Source organism: Micromonospora sp. MA102 (genome assembly GCF_025460765.1).
GTDB lineage: Bacteria > Actinomycetota > Actinomycetes > Mycobacteriales > Micromonosporaceae > Micromonospora > Micromonospora halotolerans.
In genome coordinates this window covers 176,195-191,113 of record NZ_JAMWEG010000007.1, presented here as the reverse complement: position 1 = coordinate 191,113, position 14,919 = coordinate 176,195, and the positions used below count along the sequence as shown (strand labels likewise).

The window sequence follows — 14,919 nt, the reverse complement described above, 5'->3', positions numbered from 1 at the left end:
CACAGACGATGACAACGCAGCGCACACGGTCGCTCGGGCGCCCGACCCTCGACGCGGTCGCGGCCCGCGCCGGCGTGGGGCGCGGCACGGTCTCCCGCGTGGTCAACGGTTCGCCGCAGGTCAGCCCCGAGGCCCGCGCCGCCGTCCAGGCGGCCATCGCCGAGCTGGGCTACGTGCCCAACCGAGCGGCCCGGGCGCTGGTCACCCAGCGGACCGACTCGGTGGCGCTGGTGGTCTCCGAGTCGGGGGAGCGGGTGTTCACCGAGCCGTTCTTCGCCGGGATCGTGCGGGGCGTCAGCTCCGCGCTGCTGGAGACCCCCATGCAGCTCTGGCTGGCCATGGCGCAGTCGCAGATCGAGCGGGAACGGGTCGAGCACCACCTGACCAACCAGCACGTGGACGGCGTGCTGCTGCTCTCGCTGCACGACGCGGACCCGCTGCCCACCCTGCTGGAGGAGCGCGGCCTGCCCACCGTGCTCGGCGGCCGGCCGGCGCGGATGCTGCACCCGAACGCCCAGCCGGCCTGGTTCGTCGACGTGGACAACGTCGGCGGCGCCCGGCAGGCGGTGGAGCACCTCTTCGCCCGCGGCCGGCGGCGGGTCGCGACCATCGCCGGCACCCAGGACATGGGCGCCGGCCTGGCCCGGTTGTCCGGCTACAAGGAGGCGGTCCGGGCCGCGGGCGGCGACCTCAACCCGGACCTCATCGCGTACGGGGACTTCAGCGAGGGCAGCGGCACGGCCTGCATGCGCCGGCTGCTGGAGGTCTGCCCGGAGCTGGACGCCGTCTTCGTGGCCTCCGACCTGATGGCCTTCGGCGCCCTGCGCGCGCTGCGCGAGGCCGGCCGCCGGGTGCCCGAGGACGTGGCGGTGGTCGGCTTCGACGACGCCCCCATCGCCCGGCAGGCCGAGCCGCCGCTGACCACGGTCTTCCAGCCGGTCGAGGAGATGGGCCGCCAGATGGCCCGGCTGCTGGTCTCCCGGATCCGCGGCGAGGAGCTGCCCAGCCCGCACGTGCTGCTGGACACCAAGCTCATCCACCGCGCCTCCGCCTGAGGCGCGCTCAGGCCCAGCGGCGCAGTTCCCGCTTCGCCAGGGACGCCCGGTGCACCTCGTCGGGGCCGTCGGCCAGACGCAGGGTGCGGGCCTGCGCCCACAGGGCCGCGAGCGGGGTGTCCTGGCTGACGCCGGCCGCGCCGTGGCCCTGGATGGCCTTGTCGATCACCCACTCGGCCATCGCCGGTGTGGCGATCTTGATGGCCTGGATCTCGGTGTGGGCGCCCTTGTTGCCGACCGTGTCCATGAGCCAGGCGGTCTTGAGCACCAGCAGCCGGGCCTGCTCGATGCGCACCCGGGACTCGGCGATCCACTCCCGGATCACGCCCTGCTCGGCCAGCGGGCGGCCGAACGCCACCCGGCTGGCGGCCCGCCGGCAGAGCAGCTCCAGGGCCCGTTCGGCCATGCCGATCAGCCGCATGCAGTGGTGGATCCGCCCCGGGCCGAGCCGGGCCTGGGCGATGGCGAAGCCGGCCCCCTCGGCGCCGACCAGGTTCTCCGCCGGCACCCGTACGTCGGTGAAGTCGATCTCGGCGTGCCCGCCGTGCGGGGCGTCGCTGTAGCCGAAGACCGTCATCCCCCGGCGCACCGTCACGCCCGGGGTGTCCCGGGGGACCAGGATCATGCTCTGCTGGCGGTGCCGGTCGGCGTCCGGGTCGGTCTTGCCCATCACGATGAAGATCTCGCAGCGCGGGTCCATGGCCCCGGACGACCACCACTTGCGGCCGTTCACCACGTACGCGTCGCCGTCCCGCGCGATCCGGGTGCCGATGTTCGTGGCGTCGGAGGAGGCCACCTCGGGCTCGGTCATGCAGAACGCCGACCGGATCTCCCCGGCCAGCAGCGGCTCCAGCCAGCGCTCCCGCTGCGCGGCGGAGCCGAACTCGGCCAGCAGCTCCATGTTGCCGGTGTCCGGGGCGGCGCAGTTCAGCGCCTCCGGGGCCAGGTGCGGGCTGCGCCCGGTCAGCTCGGCCAGCGGGGCGTACTGGAGGTTGGTCAGCCCGGCGCCGTAACGCGGGTCGGGCAGGAACAGGTTCCACAGGCCGCGGGCGCGGGCCTCGGCCTTCAGCTCGTCCAGCACCGGCGGGCGGGCCCACGGGTCGCCGGCCGCGAGCACCTGCTCGTGGTGCACCGGCTCGGCCGGGTAGACGCACTCGGTGAGGAACGCCTCGACCCGCTCGCGCAGCTCGACCGTCCGGGCGTCGTACGCGAAGTCCACTACTTCTCCCTCACCGCGTGCAGACCGTGCGCGACCAGCGGCGCCACCATGTCGCCGATCCGGTCGAAGCCCCCGCCGAGCGTCTGCCCGAGGGTGTGCCGGTAGTGGATGCCCTCGCAGATCACCGCGAGCTTGAAGCAGCCGAGCGCCACGTGCCAGTGCAGCGGGCCCACGTCGACGTCGCTGCGGCCGGCGTACCGGTCGATCAGCTCGGCGCCGGTGGGGAAGCCGGCCCGCGGGCCGATGCCGTCGGCGACCGGGTTGCCCTCGGCGCTGTCGCTGTCGCCCAGCACGTCCCAGTAGGTCAGCAGCAGCCCCAGGTCGGCGAGCGGGTCGCCGAGGGTGGCCATCTCCCAGTCGAGCACCGCCCGCACCGCCACCGGCTCCACCGTGGCGAGCAGGTTGTCCAGCCGGTAGTCGCCGTGCACGATCCGCCCGGCGTTCGCGCCCTCCGGCACGCTGCCGGCGAGCGCGTCGCGCAGCTCGTCGATGCCGGGCAGCGGGCGGCTGCGGGAGCGGTCGAGCTGACCGGCCCAGCGGCGGACCTGCCGGGCCAGGTAGCCCTCAGGACGGCCGAAGTCGGCGAGCCCGACCGCGGCCGGCTCGACCATGTGCAGCTCGGCGAGGGTGTCCATCATCGCCATGGCCAGGTCGCGCCGCTGGCCGGCGGTGAGCGCGTCGGTCTGTTCCCGCCGCCGGTAGACCTCGCCGTCGACCCGCTCCATGAGGTAGAACGGCGCGCCGATCACGTCCGGGTCGGGGCAGAGCAGCAGCGCCTCGGGGACCGGCACCGCGGTGGGGGCGAGCGCGGAGATCACCCGGTACTCGCGGGCCATGTCGTGGGCGGTGGCCAGCACGTGCCCGAGCGGCGGCCGGCGCAGCACCACCTCGCGGTCGCCGGCGCGCAGCAGGTAGGTCAGGTTGGACTTGCCCCCGGCGATCAACCATGCCGACAGCGGCCCGGCCAACTCGGGCCGGTGCGCGGCCAGGTAACCGGCGAGCCGGTCGAGGTCGAGCCCGCGCGGGGCCGAACCGGACGGGGTCTGCGGTGCGTCGACGGCCGGATCGGTCATCCGGTTAGTTGATGGCAGCTCAGCTTTGTTGTCAAGGTGGGATGTTCCCGGCGGGACATGCCGCTGCAACGGGGGCGAAATGGTCAACCGGCAGGCTGGGGCCCAGCCTGCCGGCCGTGACGGCCGGCCCGCCGAGCGGAGGGACCAGACATGCTGCTGAGAGTTCGGGTGACGCTGCCGGACCGACCGGGCACCCTCGGCCAGGTGGCCCGGACGCTCGGCGTCTCCGGCGCCGACATCGTCCAGGTGGTGGTGCTGGAGCGGCTCGGTGGCCGGGCGGTCGACGACTTCACCGTGGTCTGGCCCGGCGCGGCACGGGTGGAGCGCCTGCTCGCCGGCCTGGCCGCGATCCCCGGCGTACGCGTGGACGGGGTGTGGCGGGCGATCGGCGCGCCGACCACCACGGGCCAGGACGCCGAACTGCTCGCCCAGGTCGCGGCGAACCCGACCGACGGCGTGGCCACCCTGGTCGACGCGGTGCCCGGGCTGCTCGCCGCGGACTGGGCGGTGGCCGCGGTGGTCCCGCTGGACTGGGCCGCGCGCGGCGGCGGCACCGGCGGGGCGACGGTCGGGCACGCGAGCTGGCGGGCCCCGGTCCCGCCCCGGCTGCCCGAGGTGACCCCGCTGCGCGCCCGCGCCATGACCACGCCGGACGGGCACCACTACGCGGTCGCGCCGTTCGGCCGGGCCGGCCTGGTGCTGGTGGTGGCCCGCGAGCGCAGCGAACCGCTCGCCGCGGCCGGGTTCCACTCGACCGAGGTGGACCGGCTCGCCCAGCTGGTCCGGGCCGGCGCGGTGATCCTCGGTGACCGGCTCGACCTGGTCGGCGTCCCGCCCGTGACCACCGTCACCTGACCGGTCCCACCGTTTCACCGGTGGGCAACGGGGGCGCAACAGGCACCCGGCAGGGTCGGTGGTGAGGAAGGGAGCGAACCATGGCGCTGTGGCGGATCCGTGCCACCGTGGACGACCGGCCGGGCTACCTGTCGGTGCTCACGGCGAGCCTCGCGTTGCGTGGGGTCAACATCCTCACCGTGCAGGTCCACACCACCGAGCTGGGGGCGGTCGACGACTTCCTGGTCGACGCGCCCGACCGGCTCACCGAGGCCGACCTGCGGGCGGCCGTCGAACGGGGGCGCGGGCGGGACTGCTGGGTCGCGCGCAGCGAGGCGCGCGGTCTGGCCGACCAGCCGACCCGGGTGCTCGGCCTGGCCGGCCGGCTGGTCCGGGACCCGGACGCGGCCGGCGAGACACTGCGCGTCCTGCTCGGCGCGGACGCGGTGACCTGGCGGCCGACGGCGGCCGCCCCACCGGGCGGGGTGGACGACACCACGATGCTGCTGGCCGACCCGGCCGGCGGCTCGTACGAGCTGCGCCGGCGGGAGCCCACCTTCACCCCGGCCGAGTACGCCCGCGCCCAGGCCCTGGTCGAGCTGGCCGCCACGGTGGCCCGCCGGGACGCCGACCGGGTCACCCTCGTGCTGCCGGACACGGCCGAGGTGCCGGTGCGGCCGGCCACCGCCGACGACCTGCCGGGCGTGCTGGAGCTGCACGCGGGGTGCTCGGACCGGAGCCGCCGCCGGCGCTACCTGAGCGGGGCGCAGCCGGCGCCGGCCCGGCTGCGGCGGCTCCTCGAACCGGCCCGGGGGCTGACCCTGGTCGCCGCGGCCGGTGGGGCCGAAGCGCCCGTGGTCGCCATGGCCAACCTGCTCGGCGAGGGGGACGAGGCGGAGGCGGCGCTGCTGGTGCGGGACGACTGGCAGCGCCGGGGCCTCGGCTCGGCCCTGCTGCGGCGCCTGCTCGGGCACGCCGACCGGGCCGGGTACGCGGCCGTGCTGCTGCACGTGCAGGCCGAGAACACCCCGATGCTGCGCGCCGTACGCCTCCTGGACCGGCCCACGACGGTCGAGCGGGACGGCGCCGTGGTGACCGTGACGGTGCCGCTGGCGCCCCGCCCGGCCGTGCCGCCCCGGCAGGCCGGCGCGGTCGCGCGGTCGCGCCGGTCGTCCTGACTCCACGGTCGCGCGCCGCGACGCGTCCCGGGCCCCAACGGCGCGGTACGGGACGCGGGCCGGCGGGCGACCGCGCACCGGCGCCGGGTCACCGGCGCCACCGGGCCGACCTCCGATGCGGGGGACGGTGACACGGCAGGGCCCCCGGTGAGGGGGCCCTGCCCGTGTCCGCTCCCGGCCCGGTCAGGTCGCCGGGTAGCTGCTGTAGTCGGGGAAGTTGCCGTAGAGCCGGCCGTCGCCGCCCACGGTGACCGCCTGCACCAGCAGGTCGCCGCCGACGAACGCGCCCTTCCAGGACGCGCCCCGGCCGCCGAACGGCTCGTCCCGGTCGCCACGGGAGCGGGGCTTGTTGATGCCCACCTTGAACGCCTGGAGGTCGACCGCGAGCTTGCCGGCCAGCTCCTCGTCGTCGCAGGCCAGGGAGGCGACCAGCGCGCCGTTGGACGCGTTCATCTGGGCCAGCAGCTCGTCGGTGGTGTCCACCACGACGATGGTGTCCACCGGGCCGAACGGCTCGGCGTGCATGAGCCGGGACCGGCCGGGCGGGGCGAGCAGCACCGCCGGCGCCACGTACGCCGAGGTGTCCTGCCCGTCGAGGAACGGCGCGCCGTCCAGCTTGCCCCGGTGCAGGGGCACCGCGCCGCCGCGGACCGCCTCGTCGACCTTGCGGCGCAGCTCCTCGGCCTTGGCCGCGCTGATGAGCGGACCGAAGTCCAGCTCGGGCAGCGGGTCGCCGGCCGACCAGTCGTCACCCACGGCGAGCGGGTGTCCGAACCGGACGGAGCGCACCACCGGCAGGTACATGTCGAGGAACTCGTCGACCAGGTCGCGCTGGACCACGAACCGCGGGTACGCCGTGCAGCGCTGCTTGCCGTACTCGAAGCCCTTCTTGAGGTGCGCGGCGAGCAGGTCCCACCGGGAGAAGTTCCAGATGCCCCAGGCGTTGAGGCCCTCCTGCTCGATGAAGTGCCGCTTGTCGGAGTCGAGCAGCGCCGCGGCCACCTTGCCGCCGTTGGAGCGGCCGCCGACGAATGCCACCGCGCCGATCTCCGGGGCCCGGACCAGCACCTCGGAGAGTTCCTCGCCGCTGCCGGAGAGCAGGGTGGCGGGCAGCCCGGCGCGGCGCATCAGCGCGTGCGCCACGGTGAGGCAGACCGCCCCGCCCTGGGACGGGGTCTTGGCGATCACCGCGTTGCCGGCGAGCAACTGCACCAGTTCGGCATGCACGAGCACGCTCATGGGGTAGTTCCAGGAGGCGATGTTGCTGACCGGGCCGGGCAGCGGCTCGCGGCCGTCGGCGAGCATCCGGTCGATCTCCTGCACGTACCAGCGGACGCCGTCGAGCGCGCGGTCGACGTCGGCGCAGGCCAGCCGCCACGGCTTGCCGATCTCCCACACCAGCAGCAGGGCGAGCAGGTCGCGGTGGGCGGTGAGCGCGTCCAGGGCGTCGTCGACCCGGGCCTTGCGCTCGACCAGCGGGGTCTGCGCCCACTCGCGGTGCGCGGCGGCGGCGTGTGCGACCGCGGCGCGCGCCGCCTCGGCGTCGAGGCGGGCCAGGTTGACCAGCACGGTGTTGTCGACGGGGGTGCGCACCGGGGTCGGCGCGCCGACCGCCCGCCACCCGCCCTCGACCAGGTTGTGCAGGGTGGCGGTGCCGTCGGGCGCGGTGCCGAAGGCTTCCGGCGTGGCGGCCACCGCGCGGGCGAGGATGTCGGACCAGGAGGTGCCGTCGGCGAGTCTGAGAGCCATCGCGTTCTCCTCAGGGTTGTCCGGGGGAGCGGCGGCGTCGATGGCACCGCTGGTGTCGCGTACTGTCCCGCGCGGCCGAGCCGGCGGGCAACCGTACGCTCGTATGCCAGGACGCCCGGCCGGTCACCGCGACGCGTCGCGGCCCGACCACCGGCGGCGTGACCTGGGGGTACGCGGGAAGAATATAGAAGACCGTCGATTATGTGATCCAGCTCCGGGCGGCGTCGACCGGGTTACCCGTCAGTACGGATCGGTGCCCCGACCGGTTCAACCGCCCAGCGCCGCGATCGCCTCCGCGGTCGTGCACACCGTGCCGAGCCGCCGGAAGACGTAGTCGACGGCGAACTCGTGGGCGTACGCGTCCAACCCGGACATCGCGTCGTGCGGCAGCACCACCCGGTAGCCGATCTCGTCGCCGATGCGGGCGGTCTGCTCCACGCCGAAGTTGGTGGCGATCCCGCCGATCACCAGGGTGTCCACCCCGCGGGCCCGCAGCGCGGCGTCCAGCCCGGTGTCGTGGAAGGCGCCCCAGGTGTGCTTGACCACCGCCACGTCGCCCTCGCGGGGCGCCACCTCGGGCAGCAGTTCGCTGCCCGGCGGCTGCGGATCGGGGCCGGGCCGGTCGACGCGGACCACCACCACGGTGGCGCCGGCGGCGCGGGCCGCCTCGGCGAGGGCGAGGCAGCGCGCGACCACCTCCGGGCCGGTGTGCGGGGCGGTCGGCAGGTCCACGATGCGACGCTGGAGGTCGATCAGGACGACGGCGGTGCGGGTCGGGTCGAGAGCGTCCACCCCAAGATCATATCGGCGCGGGGTTGCCGCCGTGGTCCCGAACGGCGGAACCGGCCGCCGGACCGGGGTCCGACGGCCGGTTCCCGAGCCGGCTCAGCTCGTGAAGGTGATCCGGTCCCGGCGGCGCCGCAGCACCATCAGGAGGACACCGCCGCCGATCAGGGCGAGGCCGGTGAGCGAGATGCTGGTCGCGGCCACGCCGGTGAGCGGCAGGCCGCCCTCGGTGCCGCTGCCGCCGCCCTGGCCGCCGCCGACCGAGGTGCCGGGCGCCGGGGTGCCCGACGGGTTCTCGGACGGGTTCTCCGAGCCGCCCGGCGTCGGGGTCGGCGTCTCCTCACCCGGGGTCGTCGGGGTCGGCGTCGGGCTGCCGGTCGACGACGCGGACGGGGACGGGGACCCGGTCGACGTCGAGGTGCCGGCGCAGGTGTGGGTCAGGTTGAAGCGGTCCTGCGGTACCTGCCCGTGGATGGTCGACTCGCCGCTCTCCAGCTTCCAGCCCGTCGGCGTCGCGAACCAGACCTTCTTGGCGCCGTTGTCGGTCGTGAAGTGGCCGTCGGCGAGCGTCTTGAAGGTGTCCGCCGTGCCGTTGTTGTCGGTGTCCCAGCCGATCTTCACGGCGTCGACGCTCTCGACCTTGTTACCAGGCCAGATGAAGACCCAGATGTCCTGGCCGGCCTGCTGGTCCGCGCCGGCGCACTTGCCGAAGCCCTCGTTGAAGCCGTTGTCGTTCGCCAGGATGTGCTGGTTGGCCTGACGGAGGGTGGGATTGGTGACGGCGGCCGACGCCCAAGCCGGGGTGGCGAGAGCGAGGCAGGTCGCGGCCGCGGACGCGGTGACGACAGCGCGCGCCACGTGCCGACGCTGTGGCATGAGGAATCCTCCGAGTTCGGGAGAGGGGACGGCACATGATCGCATGCCGGCACCCTTCCGGCGACATCGGACGAACGGCCTGAGCTGGGAAGACATGGCTACAGTCCGTCGGAATCGGAGCCACTTCACAGGCGTGTCGGCGTAACGCGCAAGGGTCGTTCGACGCTGCGTCGTTCTCGGCGTGGGGCGCCGTCTTCACAACCGGCGAGGCCGGCATTACATTGTCGACTATCCATGGGAGCGCTCCCGCGCTCCTTCCGCGGCTCTCCCCACCACCGCCACCCGCAGGAGCTTGCCATGCCCCCTCCGACCCCACCGCCCCGTGGCCCGTCCCGGCTCCGCAGGCTGCTCGCGGCCGGCGTCGCGCTGGCCGCCGGCCTGGCCACGGCCGTCACCGTCCCGTCGCCCGCGCCCGCCACCGCCGCCCCCGCCTTCAACTACGCGGAGGCGTTGCAGAAGTCGCTGTTCTTCTACGAGGCCCAGCAGTCCGGGAAGAAGCCGGCCTGGAACCGGGTCTCCTGGCGGGGCGACTCGGCGCTCACCGACGGCGCCGACGTCGGCCTCGACCTCACCGGCGGCTGGTACGACGCCGGCGACCACGTGAAGTTCGGCTTCCCGATGGCGTTCAGCGCCACCATGCTGGCCTGGGGCGCGGTCGAGTACCGCGACGGCTACGCCGCCTCCGGGCAGCTCCCGCACCTGCTGAACAACCTGCGCTGGGTGAACGACTACTTCGTGAAGGCGCACCCCGCGCCGAACGTCCTCTACGGACAGGTCGGCAAGGGCGACGACGACCACAAGTGGTGGGGACCGGCTGAGGTGCTGCCGATGGCGCGGCCCGCGTACAAGATCGATGCGAGCTGTGGCGGGGCGGACCTGGCGGGGGAGACGGCGGCCGCCATGGCCGCCTCGTCGATGGTGTTCCGCCCCACCGACGCCGCCTACGCCGACAAGCTGCTCGGCCACGCGAAGCAGCTCTACACCTTCGCCGACACCGTGCGGAAGAGCTACCACGAGTGCATCACCGACGCGACCAGCTTCTACAAGTCATGGAGCGGCTACCAGGACGAGCTGGTCTGGGGGGCGATCTGGCTCTACCGGGCCACCGGCGACGCCACCTACCTTGCCAAGGCCGAGAGCGAGTACGACAAGCTCGGCACCGAGCCGCAGTCCACCACCCGCTCCTACAAGTGGACCATCGCCTGGGACAACAAGCAGTTCGGCGCGTACGTGCTGCTGGCCAACCTGACCGGCAAGCAGAAGTACGTCGACGACGCCAACCGCTGGCTCGACTGGTGGACCGTCGGCGTCAACGGCTCCCGGGTCAACTACTCGCCCGGCGGCGAGGCCGTCCTCGACTCCTGGGGCTCCCTGCGCTACGCCGCCAACACCGCCTTCGCCGCGCTGGTCTACAGCGACCGGACCGGCGACAGCACCCGCAAGGCGCGGTACCACGACTTCGCCGTCCGGCAGATCAACTACGCGCTCGGTGACAACCCGCGCAACTCCAGCTACCTGATCGGCTTCGGGGCCAACTCCCCGCGCAACCCACACCACCGCACCGCCCACGGCTCCTGGTGGGACAGCCAGACCGTGCCCACCGAGACCCGGCACGTGCTCTACGGCGCGCTGGTCGGCGGCCCGTCCTCGGCCAACGACGCGTACACCGACAGCCGCTCCGACTACGTCATGAACGAGGTCGCCACCGACTACAACGCCGGCTTCACCTCCGCCCTCGCCCGGCTGACCGGCGAATACGGCGGCAGCCCCCTCGCCGGCTTCCCGACCGCCGAGCAGCCCGACCTCGACGAGCTGACCGTCGAGACCACGGTGATGCAGGCCGAGCCCCGGGCCACCGGGCTCAAGGCGATCATCTACAACAAGTCCGCCTTCCCGGCCCGGGCACTGACCACCGGGAAGTTCCGCTACTACTTCCGCCCCGACGGCACCGGCCCGGTGCAGGTGACCCCCGGCTACACCCAGGGCTGCCCGTCACCCACCACGGCCAGGCAGTTCTCCGCCGACATCTGGTACGTCGAGGTCGACTGCACCGGACACACGATCGCGCCCGCCGGCCAGTCGCAGCACCGGATGGAGGTGCAGTTCAAGGTCGGCGTGCCGGAGGGCGGCACCTGGGACCCGACCAACGACCCGTCGTACCAGGCCGCCGCCGGCCCGAACCGGAAGGTGCCGCTCTACTCCGGCGGAACGCGGGTCTGGGGCGAGGAGCCCGGACCGGCCACCCCGGACACCACGGCGCCGACCGTGCCCGGCACCCCCGTCGCCTCGACCGTCACCGCCACCGGCCTCACCCTGACCTGGCCCGCCTCCACCGACACCGGCGGCAGCGGCCTGGCCGGCTACGAGGTCACCCGGGCGCAGGCCGGCAGCGACGCGCTCGTGCTGACCGAGGCCACCACCAACACCCTCGCGGTGACCGGGCTGCTGCCCGAGCGGACGTACCAGTTCACGGTGCGCGCCCGCGACGGCGCCGGCAACCGGTCGGCGGCGTCGCCGGCCCTGACCGTCACCACCCCGGCCGCACCCGCGCCGGACACCACCCCGCCCACCGCCCCGGGCACGCCCACCGCGTCGGCCGTCGGCCCGACCGGGCTCACCCTCGCCTGGGGGCCGGCCACCGACAACGTGGGCGTCACCGGCTACCGGGTCTACCGGTCGGGGAACGTCCTCGTCGCGTCGGCCACCGGGACCACGCTGGCCGTCACCGGGCTGACCGCCGCCACCGCGTACACCTTCACCGTGGTCGCGGTGGACGCGGCCGGCAACGTCTCGGCGGCCTCGCCGTCGCTCACCGTCACCACCGCCGACCCGCCGGCCACGGGTGGCTGCGCGGTGACCTGGACGACCAGCGGCTGGGACACCGGGTTCACCGCGAACATCACGATCACCAACACCGGGACCAGCACCATCAACGGGTGGAGCCTCGCCTTCACGTTCCCGAGCAGCGGGCAGAAGGTGGGCCAGGGCTGGTCGGCCACCTTCACCCAGAGCGGGACGGCGGTGACCGCGACGAACGTCTCCTACAACGGGACGCTGGCACCGGGCGCGTCGACCAGCTTCGGGTTCAACGGCACCCACACCGGCACCAACCCGCGACCCACCACCTTCACCCTCAACGGCTCCCCCTGCACCGCCTCCTGACCCTTCCAGATCTTGGACAGTTGCCGTTCGATGTGAACGGCAACTGTCCAGGATTCGGGGGATCCTGGGGGTGTGTTGGTGACGGTGGGGCACGGGGCCGCCGACCGGGAGCGGTTGGGGGACCTGCTGGCGGGCGCCGGGGTGGCTCTCGTCGTGGACGTGCGGCGCTACCCGGCCAGCCGGACCAACCCCGACGTGCGGCGGGAGGAGCTCGAACGCTGGCTGCCGGAGCGGGGCATCGACTACCGGTGGGAGCCCCGGCTCGGCGGCCGCCGGCACGTGCCGGCCGGGGAACCGGAGCCGGACACCTGGTGGACCGTGCCGGCGTTCCGGGCGTACGCCGCCCACACCCGCACGCCGGAGTTCGACGCGGCCCTGGACGAGGTGCTCGCCGACGCGGAACGCCGGACCACCGCCGTGATGTGCAGCGAGAGCGTCTGGTGGCGCTGCCACCGGCGGCTCGTCGCCGACGTGGCGGTGCTCGGTCGCGGGGTGCCCGTCGCGCACCTCATGCCCGGCGGCCGGCTCAGCCCGCACCGCCCCGCCGAGGGCGCCCGCCGCCTCCCCGACGGCCACCTGCTCTGGAACGGCTGACCGCCCGGAACTCGGTGGCCGAGCCACGGATCACGCCGCTAGCATGCCCGCATGCCGGAGCTGATCACCCCGACCGCCCGTCTGCACCGGTCCTGGCTGGCCGCCCGGGACGACTGGGGGCGAGGCGTCCACCAGGACGGCAGCGGGCTGAAGCCGAGCGACGACGTCGACTCGCCGGAGGGCTTCGCGACCTGGGTCCGCCAGCTCAACGACGCCGCGGACGAGTCCCGGCTGCCGGAAGGGCTGGTCCCGGCGCTCTACTGGTGGATCGTCGAGGGTGACGAGGTGCTGGGCGCCGTCAGCCTGCGGCTGCGCCTCAACGACTTCCTGCTCCAGGCCGGCGGCCACATCGGCTACGGGGTGCGGCCGGCGGCCCGCCGGCGCGGGCTGGCGATCTTCGCGCTCGGGGAGGCGCTCGCCGAGGCAGCCCGACAGGGCATCGACCGTGTGCTGGTCACCTGCGACGTCGACAACACCGCCTCGGCGCGCACGATCGAACGGCACGGCGGCGTGCTGGAGGACGTGCGGGACACCGAGCTGGGCCGGCTCCGGCGCTACTGGATCGGGACTCGCTGAGCGGGCCGGTCCGGGCGGCTCAGTCGGCCAGTTCGTCGGCGAGCAGGTCCATGAGCAGGGCGTCGTGCCAGCGGCCGTCCGCGCCCCGCTCGTAGCGGCGCATGATGCCGACCGGCCGGAACCCCACCTTCGCGTACGCCCGGATCGCCGCGGTGTTCGCCGCCGCCGGGTCGATGGTGAACCGGTGGTGGCCGTACTCGTCGACGAGGTGCCGGACCAGGGTGCGGATGGCGTCCCCGCCGAGCCCGGCGCCGCGGGCCGCCGGGTCGAGGAAGATGTCGAGGCTGGCGTGGCGGTAGTCGGGGTCGGTCTCCGCGTACCACTGGATGGCGCCGATCAGCCGGCCGTCGTGCTCGATAACGTAGGTGGTGAGGTCCCCGTCGGCCAGGTCGGCGCGCACCGCCTCGGCCAGGTCGTCCCCGCCCCGCCACCAGTGGCGCACCTCCGGGGCGGCGCGGATCGCCGCGAGGGCCGGCACGTCGGTGTCGGTCGCCGGCCGCAAGGTCACCGCCCGCCCCCGCAGCACGGTCAACCCCGGATCTCGCCGTGCTCGACGCAGACCGCCGACCAGCCGGTCGGCACGACCTGCACCTTCATCCGCCGCCGGCAGTGCGCGCACCAGCGCGGCGGCTCCAGCGCCCGGGCCGCCGCGCACGCCTCGTGCGGGCCCGCCGCCACGGACTCGCCGCAGCGGTCGCACCAGCGTGGCGCCGCGGCGGGCTCGCGCTGGTCGTCCGCATGTCCCCCACCGCGGGGGCGAAGCGGGCCGGCGGCGGGCTCGACAAGCTCGGTCACGTCGTCCTCACAGGGTGGCGGAGAGCGCCTTCACCGGCATCTTCAGGTCGTCCAGCAGCTGCAGGTCGGCGGTCGCCGGCCGGCCCAGCGTGGTCAGGTAGTTGCCGACGATCACCGCGTTGATGCCGCCGAGCAGACCGTCGCGGGTGCCCAGGTCGCCGAGGGTCAGCTCCCGGCCGCCCGCGTAGCGGAGGATGGTGCGCGGCATGGCCAGCCGGAACGCGGCGATGGCGCGCAGCGCGTCCTTGCCCTCCACCACGGGGCGGTCGGCGAGCGGGGTGCCCGGGCGGGGGTTCAAGAAGTTCAGCGGCACCTCGTGCGGGTCCAGCTCGGCGAGCTGCGCGGCGAACTCGGCGCGCTGCTCCACCGTCTCGCCCAGGCCGAGGATGCCGCCGCAGCAGACCTCCATGCCGGACTCGCGGACCATCTTCAACGTCCCCCAGCGCTCCTCCCAGGAGTGCGTGGTGACCACGTTCGGGAAGTAGGAGCGGCAGGTCTCCAGGTTGTGGTTGTAGCGGTGCACACCCATCTCGACCAGCTCGTCGACCTGCTCCTGGGTGAGCATGCCGAGCGAGGCGGCGACCTGGATGTCGACCTCCGCCCTGATGGCGGCGACACCCTCGCGCATCTGCTTCATGAGCCGCGCGTCCGGGCCGCGCACGGCGGCCACGATGCAGAACTCGGTCGCCCCGGTCGCCGCGGTCTGCTTCGCCGCCTCGACCAGCGCGGGGATGTCCAGCCAGACCGAGCGGACCGGCGAGGTGAACAGGCCGGACTGCGAGCAGAAGTGGCAGTCCTCCGGGCAGCCGCCGGTCTTCAGCGAGACGATGCCCTCGACCTCGACCTCCGGGCCGCACCAGCGCATCCGCACCTCGTGGGCGAGCTGGAGGGCGGCGGGCAGGTGCTCGTCGGGCAGGTTCAGCACGGCGAGGACACCGGCCTCGTCGAGGCCGACGCCGTTCTCCAGCACCTGGGTCCGGGCCTGGTCGAGGATCTCTGGCATGGCTCGTACCCTACAAGGC

At 74.2% G+C, this 14,919-nt stretch carries 14 protein-coding genes; 6 read left to right on the top strand and 8 right to left on the bottom strand.

The window, feature by feature from the left end:
• Nucleotides 1–8: 8 nt before the first annotated feature.
• Nucleotides 9–1,055: a LacI family DNA-binding transcriptional regulator gene (locus NFX44_RS16525; protein WP_262284437.1), complete on the top strand. Its 1,047-nt coding sequence runs from the start codon at nt 9–11 to the stop codon at nt 1,053–1,055.
• Between the two features lie 7 nt (nt 1,056–1,062).
• Here NFX44_RS16525 and NFX44_RS16520 read toward each other — a convergent pair whose 3' ends face one another.
• Nucleotides 1,063–2,274 carry an acyl-CoA dehydrogenase family protein gene (locus tag NFX44_RS16520; protein ID WP_262284436.1) on the bottom strand — a complete coding sequence of 404 codons (1,212 nt, stop codon included), beginning with the start codon at nt 2,272–2,274 and terminating at the stop codon, nt 1,063–1,065.
• A complete protein-coding gene (locus tag NFX44_RS16515) occupies nt 2,274–3,347 on the bottom strand; it encodes a phosphotransferase family protein (protein ID WP_262284435.1) in 1,074 nt (357 codons plus the stop codon). Before NFX44_RS16515 ends, NFX44_RS16520 begins: the two co-directional genes overlap by 1 nt.
• 150 nt (nt 3,348–3,497) lie before the next feature.
• Here NFX44_RS16515 and NFX44_RS16510 point away from each other — a divergent pair, with 150 nt between their 5' ends.
• The gene (locus NFX44_RS16510; protein WP_262284434.1) at nt 3,498–4,202 is read left to right on the top strand and encodes an amino acid-binding protein; all 705 of its coding nucleotides are present in this window, start codon (nt 3,498–3,500) and stop codon (nt 4,200–4,202) included.
• A gap of 80 nt (nt 4,203–4,282) precedes the next feature.
• The gene (locus NFX44_RS16505) at nt 4,283–5,359 is read left to right on the top strand and encodes a GNAT family N-acetyltransferase (RefSeq protein ID WP_262284433.1); all 1,077 of its coding nucleotides are present in this window, start codon (nt 4,283–4,285) and stop codon (nt 5,357–5,359) included.
• A 183-nt stretch (nt 5,360–5,542) separates the two neighbouring features.
• Here NFX44_RS16505 and NFX44_RS16500 read toward each other — a convergent pair whose 3' ends face one another.
• The 3 genes from NFX44_RS16500 to NFX44_RS16490 form a co-directional block, all read right to left on the bottom strand.
• The gene (locus tag NFX44_RS16500; RefSeq protein WP_262284432.1) at nt 5,543–7,108 is read right to left on the bottom strand and encodes an aldehyde dehydrogenase family protein; all 1,566 of its coding nucleotides are present in this window, start codon (nt 7,106–7,108) and stop codon (nt 5,543–5,545) included.
• 267 nt (nt 7,109–7,375) lie between these two features.
• Nucleotides 7,376–7,900 carry an isochorismatase family protein gene (locus NFX44_RS16495; RefSeq protein WP_262284431.1) on the bottom strand — a complete coding sequence of 175 codons (525 nt, stop codon included), beginning with the start codon at nt 7,898–7,900 and terminating at the stop codon, nt 7,376–7,378.
• Between the two features lie 93 nt (nt 7,901–7,993).
• Nucleotides 7,994–8,770, bottom strand: coding sequence for an LPXTG cell wall anchor domain-containing protein (locus NFX44_RS16490; RefSeq protein ID WP_262284430.1), 777 nt, complete (start codon nt 8,768–8,770; stop codon nt 7,994–7,996).
• Between the two features lie 297 nt (nt 8,771–9,067).
• Between NFX44_RS16490 and NFX44_RS16485 the strand changes: the two genes are divergently transcribed.
• From NFX44_RS16485 to NFX44_RS16475, 3 genes are all read left to right on the top strand, one after another.
• Nucleotides 9,068–11,932, top strand: coding sequence for a glycoside hydrolase family 9 protein (locus tag NFX44_RS16485; RefSeq protein ID WP_262284429.1), 2,865 nt, complete (start codon nt 9,068–9,070; stop codon nt 11,930–11,932).
• A 72-nt stretch (nt 11,933–12,004) separates the two neighbouring features.
• Nucleotides 12,005–12,526: a DUF488 family protein gene (locus tag NFX44_RS16480; RefSeq protein WP_262284428.1), complete on the top strand. Its 522-nt coding sequence runs from the start codon at nt 12,005–12,007 to the stop codon at nt 12,524–12,526.
• A 51-nt stretch (nt 12,527–12,577) separates the two neighbouring features.
• Nucleotides 12,578–13,102 carry a GNAT family N-acetyltransferase gene (locus NFX44_RS16475; RefSeq protein WP_262284427.1) on the top strand — a complete coding sequence of 175 codons (525 nt, stop codon included), beginning with the start codon at nt 12,578–12,580 and terminating at the stop codon, nt 13,100–13,102.
• Nucleotides 13,103–13,121: 19 nt separating this feature from the next.
• Here the strand turns inward: NFX44_RS16475 and NFX44_RS16470 are convergent, their stop codons facing one another.
• The 3 genes from NFX44_RS16470 to bioB are packed head-to-tail and all read right to left on the bottom strand — an operon-like array spanning nt 13,122 to nt 14,900.
• Nucleotides 13,122–13,628, bottom strand: coding sequence for a GNAT family N-acetyltransferase (locus NFX44_RS16470; protein ID WP_262284584.1), 507 nt, complete (start codon nt 13,626–13,628; stop codon nt 13,122–13,124).
• A gap of 2 nt (nt 13,629–13,630) precedes the next feature.
• The gene (locus NFX44_RS16465; RefSeq protein WP_262284598.1) at nt 13,631–13,897 is read right to left on the bottom strand and encodes a hypothetical protein; all 267 of its coding nucleotides are present in this window, start codon (nt 13,895–13,897) and stop codon (nt 13,631–13,633) included.
• A 7-nt stretch (nt 13,898–13,904) separates the two neighbouring features.
• Entirely contained in the window at nt 13,905–14,900 is a 996-nt protein-coding gene (gene bioB, locus NFX44_RS16460) for a biotin synthase BioB (RefSeq protein ID WP_262284426.1), read from the bottom strand.
• Nucleotides 14,901–14,919: the final 19 nt, after the last annotated feature.